The sequence below is a fragment of the Streptomyces xiaopingdaonensis genome (assembly GCF_000262345.1).
GTDB classification, from domain to species: domain Bacteria; phylum Actinomycetota; class Actinomycetes; order Streptomycetales; family Streptomycetaceae; genus Streptomyces; species Streptomyces xiaopingdaonensis.
The window spans coordinates 1-5,559 of sequence record NZ_AJTQ01000141.1; the positions used below are offsets into that span (position 1 = coordinate 1).

A 5,559-nucleotide genomic window follows, 5' to 3' on the forward strand; every position below is an offset into this window, starting at 1 on the left:
GATGACTCTCCTTGGTTTGGTTTGCGGCGACCCCTGAGGCCGCGGCTGCGAGCCGGACCGGCCTGGACCCGGCGCTTCCGCGGAGGCTCCGGCTGCGGCCTGGCAAACCGAGCAGGAACCCTTCCGAGGGACATCGCGCGGGGCGGGGTGAACGCCAGCCTATCGAAGGAAGGTTCAGTGGCGACATAGGGCGCACGGGAGGCGCACGATGCGTGTCGAAAGCCGCCGTGCGCTCCTGTGCCGCCGGGCGCCCTGCCGCCCCGGCCCACCGGTCGTGCGCGGCCCCCGGCCCCGCGCCGCTGCGAACAGGCCCTGGAACGGGGAAAGTTGGGAACGTACGCACGCGGCCGTACGCCGTACGCCGTGCGCAGGGCGCGCGAGCCGTACGTCCCACGGCCGCGCACGGGCCGGCGGTACGCCCGTACGCAAATCGGCGCGCCCGTGCGGGAGTTCGGCGGTGTGCCGAACTCCCGCACGGGTCAGGCGAGTCCGAGCCTGTCGGCCGCGGCGTCGGCGTCGACGGGGACGGTGACGGGCTGGGGCGCTCCGGCGACCGCCCAGTCCGGGTCCTTGAGGCCGTTGCCCGTCACCGTGCAGACGACACGCTGGCCCGGGTCGAGCCGGCCCTGCTCGGCGGCCTGGAGGAGGCCGGCGACCGACGCCGCGGACGCCGGCTCGACGAAGACGCCCTCCTGGGAGGCCAACCTCCGGTAGGCACGCAGGATCTGACGGTCCGTTACCGAATCGATGAATCCGCCCGAGGCGTCACGCGCCTGCTCGGCGAGGGTCCAGGAGGCCGGGTTGCCGATGCGGATGGCGGTGGCGATCGTCGTCGGCTCCTCGACGGCCTCGCCACGGACGATCGGGGCGGCCCCCGACGCCTGGAAGCCCCACATGCGCGGGGCACGGGTGGCCGGGCCCTCCTTGGCGTACTCGCTGTACCCCTTCCAGTACGCCGTGATGTTCCCGGCGTTGCCGACGGGGAGCACATGGATGTCGGGGGCGTCGCCGAGCATGTCGACGATCTCGAAGGCGGCCGTCTTCTGGCCCTCGATCCGCACCGGGTTGACCGAGTTGACGAGCGCCACCGGGTACTTCTCCGAGAGGCCGCGGGCGAGCGTCAGGCAGTCGTCGAAGTTCCCCTCGACCTGGAGGATCTGCGCGCCGTGCACGAGCGCCTGCCCCATCTTGCCGAGTGCGATCTTGCCCTGGGGTACGAGCACGGCGCAGACCATCCCCGCGCGCACCGCGTACGCGGCGGCCGAGGCCGAGGTGTTGCCGGTGGAGGCGCAGATGACCGCCTGCGCGCCCTCGTGCTTCGCCTTGGTGATCGCCATCGTCATCCCGCGGTCCTTGAAGGAACCCGTCGGGTTGGCGCCCTCCACCTTCAGATGGACGTCGCACCCCGTGAGCTCGGAGAGGACGGGCGCGTGGACCAGCGGGGTGCCGCCCTCGCGGAGGGTCACCGGGGTGGCCTCGGGGGCGACCGGGAGGCGGTCGCGGTACTCCTCGATGACGCCGCGCCACTGGTGGGTCGCGGCAGCCGGCATGACGGCACTGTCCATGATGGTCACTTGTTCCTTACTCCCCTTCGACCCGCATGATGCTTGCGACGCCACGCACGGTGTCCAACCGCCGCAGCGCCTCGACGGTGGCGCTGAGCGCCGCGTCCGTCGCCCGGTGGGTGACGACCACCAGCCATGCGTCGTTCTTCGAACCTTCCTTGCCCTGCTGCCGCACGGTGTCGATGGAGACGCCGTGCTCCGCGAAGACGTTGGCCACCTGGGCGAGCACGCCCGACTTGTCCGCCACGTCGAGGCTGATGTGGTAGCGCGTGACCACGTCGCCCATGGGCGAGACGGGCAGCCGCGTGTACGCGGACTCGCCCGCGCCCCGGGCGCCGTTGAGCTTGTTGCGGGCGGCCGAGACGAGGTCGCCGAGGACCGCGGAGGCCGTCGGCGAACCGCCGGCGCCCGGCCCGTAGAACATGAGCTGCCCTGCGGCCTCGGACTCGACGAAGACCGCGTTGTACGCCTCGCGGACGGAGGCGAGCGGATGGCTGAGCGGGATCATCGCCGGGTGCACACGGGCCGTGACCGAGCGGCCGCCGGGGGTGCGTTCGCAGATGGCGAGGAGTTTGACGGTGCAGCCCATGCGTTTCGCCGAGGCCATGTCGGCGGCCGTCACGTCGGTGAGGCCCTCGCGGTGCACGTCGTCGAGGCGGACGCGGGTGTGGAAGGCGAGGCCGGCGAGGATCGCGGCCTTCGCTGCCGCGTCGAAGCCCTCGACGTCGGCTGTCGGGTCGGCCTCCGCGTAGCCGAGGGCGGTCGCCTCGTCGAGCGCCTCGCTGTAGCCGGCGCCGGAGGAGTCCATCCGATCGAGGATGAAGTTGGTCGTGCCGTTGACGATGCCGAGGACCCGGTTGACGTTGTCGCCGGCGAGGGACTCGCGCAGCGGGCGCACGAGCGGGATCGCGGCGGCGACCGCGGCCTCGTAGAAGAGGTCGGCGTCGTGCTTCTCCGCGGCCTCGTGGAGGGTGGCGCTGTCCTCCGCGAGGAGCGCCTTGTTCGCCGTGACGACGCTGGCGCCGTGCTCGAACGCGGTGGTGATGAGCCTGCGTGCCGGCTCGATTCCACCGATCACCTCGACGACGAGGTCGACGTCCTCGCGCGCCGCGAGCCCCTCGGCGTCCGTCGTCACGAGCGAGGGGTCGATGCCGGCGCGCACCCGGTCGGGTCGCCGGACGGCGACGCCGGCGAGCTCGACGGGGGCGCCGACGCGCTGGGCGAGGTCCTCGGCGTGCGTCGTCATGATGCGTGCCACCTCTGAGCCGACGACTCCACAGCCCATCAGCGCCACCTTCAGCGGACGCGTACGCATCATCAGACCTCTTCTTCGACTACTTCGACTCGCCCGCGGAACCCCGGTTCGGGCCGCCGCGGCGTCACCTCGCGTGCCGTGGCTCCGCGGGTGCCCCTGCACTGCATGCTGCACTCTGCCACCCCGTCGGTGGCGTCCCGGCCGGTCGGCGGCTTCCTCCCCTTCTGCGCGGCCCCTCCAAGTCTCACGCACCGCAGGGGAGATTCCACGCCTGGTCCATTATGTGGGACCTATGTCTCGTCACCCGACATCGGATGGGGCGGCGCTCAGCCGACGTCCAGCCTGAGCAGGTCCTCCTCCGTCTCCCTGCGCACGATCGCCCGCGCCGCGCCGTCCCGGACCGCGACCACGGGGGGCCGCGGTACGTGGTTGTAGTTGCTCGCCATCGAGCGGCAGTACGCGCCCGTCGCGGGGACGGCGAGGAGGTCGCCCGGTGCGACGTCCGAGGGCAGGAACGCGTCGCGGACGACGATGTCCCCGCTCTCGCAGTGCTTGCCGACGACCCGGCAGAGCGTCGGCTCCGCCGTCGAGGTGCGGGAAGCGAGCGAGACCGTGTACTCGGCGTCGTAGAGCGCGGTGCGGATGTTGTCCGACATCCCTCCGTCGACGCTGACATAGGTGCGCAGGCCGTCGAGCTCCTTGACCGTGCCCACCCTGTAGAGCGTGAACGCCGTCGGGCCGACGATCGCGCGCCCGGGCTCCACGGAGATCCGCGGGACCGCGAGCCCCGCGGACTCGCACTCGCGGGTGACGATGGCGCCGAGCGCCTTGGCGATCTCGTGCGGCTCCCTGGGGTCGTCCTGCGGCGTGTAGGCGATGCCGAGGCCGCCGCCGAGGTCGATCTCGGGGAGCTCGACGCCGTGTTCGTCGCGCACCTCGCGGAGGAGCCCGACCACGCGCCGGGCCGAGACCTCGAAGCCCGCCATGTCGAAGATCTGCGAGCCGATGTGCGAGTGGATACCGGTGAGCTCGAGACCGTCGAGCATCAGGACCCTGCGCACCGCCTCGGCCGCTTCCCCCTCGGCGAGCGGGATGCCGAACTTCTGGTCCTCGTGCGCGGTGGCGATGAACTCGTGGGTGTGCGCCTCGACGCCGACCGTCACCCGGATCTGCACCCGCTGGCGCCTGCCGAGCCGTTCGGCCGTGTGCGCGACCCGGGCGATCTCCTGGAAGGAGTCGAGCACGATGCGCCCGACGCCGGCCTCCACCGCGCGCTCGATCTCCGCCTCGGACTTGTTGTTGCCGTGCAGGGCGATCCGCTCGGCCGGCATGCCGCCGGCGAGCGCGGTCGCCAGCTCGCCGCCCGAGCAGACGTCGAGATGGAGGCCCTCCTCGGTGAGCCAGCGGACGACGGCGCGGGAGAGGAACGCCTTGCCCGCGTAGAAGACGTCGGCTTCCGGGCCGAACGCCTCGCGCCAGGCGCGGCAGCGGGCGCGGAAGTCCTCCTCGTCGAGGAAGTAACCGGGGGTGCCGAACTCCTCGGCGAGCGTGGAGACGTCGACGCCGCCGACGGCGACGGCGCCCTCCGCGCCGCGCTCCACCGTGCGCGCCCAGACGCGTGCGTCGAGCCCGTTGAGGTCGGCGGGGGGTGCGGTGAAGTGGCCTTCGGGGAGGACGTCGCCGTGCCGGGGGCCTGCGGGATGTGCTGACCTGCTCATGGTGCTGCCTCGGTGGTCTCGGGGAAGCCCGGCTGCGGGCGCCGGGCGGTGCGGGGTGTGCCTTCGTCCGGGTCCTTCACGTGCCGGGACCTCTCAGACACGGACGGGCGCGGTGACGCCGAGCTGGGACAGGCCGCGGGCGAGCACCGCTGTGACGGCTTCGGCGAGGGCCAGCCCCGCGCGGTGCGCGGCCCCGGGTTTCTCGTCGCCCAGGGGGAGCGTGGGGCACGTCGTCGACCAGCGGTGGAACGCTTCGGCGACGGACTCCAGACGACGTGCGGCCGAGCGCTCCTGCCCGGACGGCAGGTGCCGGGCGGCGTCGGCGAGGAGGACGAGCAGGGCGCGCTCCTGCGGGGCCGCGTACGCGTGGCCCGCGGCGCCGGCCTCCGCCTCGACGTCGAGCTCGCGCCCGGAGCGCAGCAGCGCGTGGGCGCGTGCACAGGCGTACTGGACGCGGAAGAGCGGGCTGGACTCCTCGGTGCGGACGGCGAGCGCCGCCGGGTCGTCGCCCGTGGCTGCCGACCAGTTGGCGATGTCGGCCGCCGGTGCCTCGTGGGCGCTCGGCTGCGCCGTGCCGTCCCCGGCGAGCGTGCGCACCAGCTCGGTGCGCCCTTGCGCGTCGAGCGTGACGTTGAGGAACCCGGGGCCCGAGACCTCGACGCCGCCCACGCCGGGGACTCCGGCCAACTCGGCGCGCAGCAGCCGCGCCAGGGCGCCGGGGGCGCAATGCAGCGAGGGGGCGAGGCGGAGCGGCGCCGCCGTCGCGTAGTCGCCCTTGCCGCGGGCCGGGGGCGCCTCCACCACGACGCGGTCCGGCAACGCGGCGCTGGGCGCGGGGAGCCGGCCGTCGTCGACGGCACGGTCCACGCTGCGCAGCACGAGAGCGGAGAGCCGGGCGGGGGTCACGGAAACCAGCGTATGGGAGAGGGGGCGGGGGGCGGCGACCCGGTTTCGCACCGTGGACGCAGGGTGCACATGCCGTGCGCGGACGGTGGCGGGGCGGGCGGCGGGGTCACGCCCC

At 73.4% G+C, this 5,559-nt stretch carries 4 protein-coding genes; all 4 read right to left on the reverse strand.

Annotated features, from left to right (window positions below; translation table 11 throughout):
* Nucleotides 1–479: 479 nt before the first annotated feature.
* On the reverse strand, nucleotides 480–1,565 hold the full coding sequence (gene thrC / locus UWG_RS0111705; protein ID WP_016907400.1) for a threonine synthase: 1,086 nt from the start codon (nucleotides 1,563–1,565) through the stop codon (nucleotides 480–482).
* 16 nt (nucleotides 1,566–1,581) lie between these two features.
* Nucleotides 1,582–2,883: a homoserine dehydrogenase gene (locus UWG_RS0111710; RefSeq protein WP_016907401.1), complete on the reverse strand. Its 1,302-nt coding sequence runs from the start codon at nucleotides 2,881–2,883 to the stop codon at nucleotides 1,582–1,584.
* A gap of 263 nt (nucleotides 2,884–3,146) precedes the next feature.
* Complete coding sequence (lysA, locus tag UWG_RS0111715) at nucleotides 3,147–4,538, reverse strand: diaminopimelate decarboxylase (protein WP_016907402.1); 1,392 nt, start codon at nucleotides 4,536–4,538, stop codon at nucleotides 3,147–3,149.
* 93 nt (nucleotides 4,539–4,631) lie between these two features.
* The gene (locus tag UWG_RS0111720; protein ID WP_016907403.1) at nucleotides 4,632–5,444 is read right to left on the reverse strand and encodes a DALR anticodon-binding domain-containing protein; all 813 of its coding nucleotides are present in this window, start codon (nucleotides 5,442–5,444) and stop codon (nucleotides 4,632–4,634) included.
* Nucleotides 5,445–5,559: the final 115 nt, after the last annotated feature.

Excerpts from the sequence above, each read along its gene's own strand:
- thrC (WP_016907400.1), bottom strand. The coding sequence starts at position 1,565 with ATGGACAGTGCCGTCATGCCGGCTGCCGCGACCCACCAGTGGCGCGGC.
- UWG_RS0111710 (WP_016907401.1), bottom strand. The coding sequence starts at position 2,883 with ATGATGCGTACGCGTCCGCTGAAGGTGGCGCTGATGGGCTGTGGAGTC.
- lysA (WP_016907402.1), bottom strand. The coding sequence starts at position 4,538 with ATGAGCAGGTCAGCACATCCCGCAGGCCCCCGGCACGGCGACGTCCTC.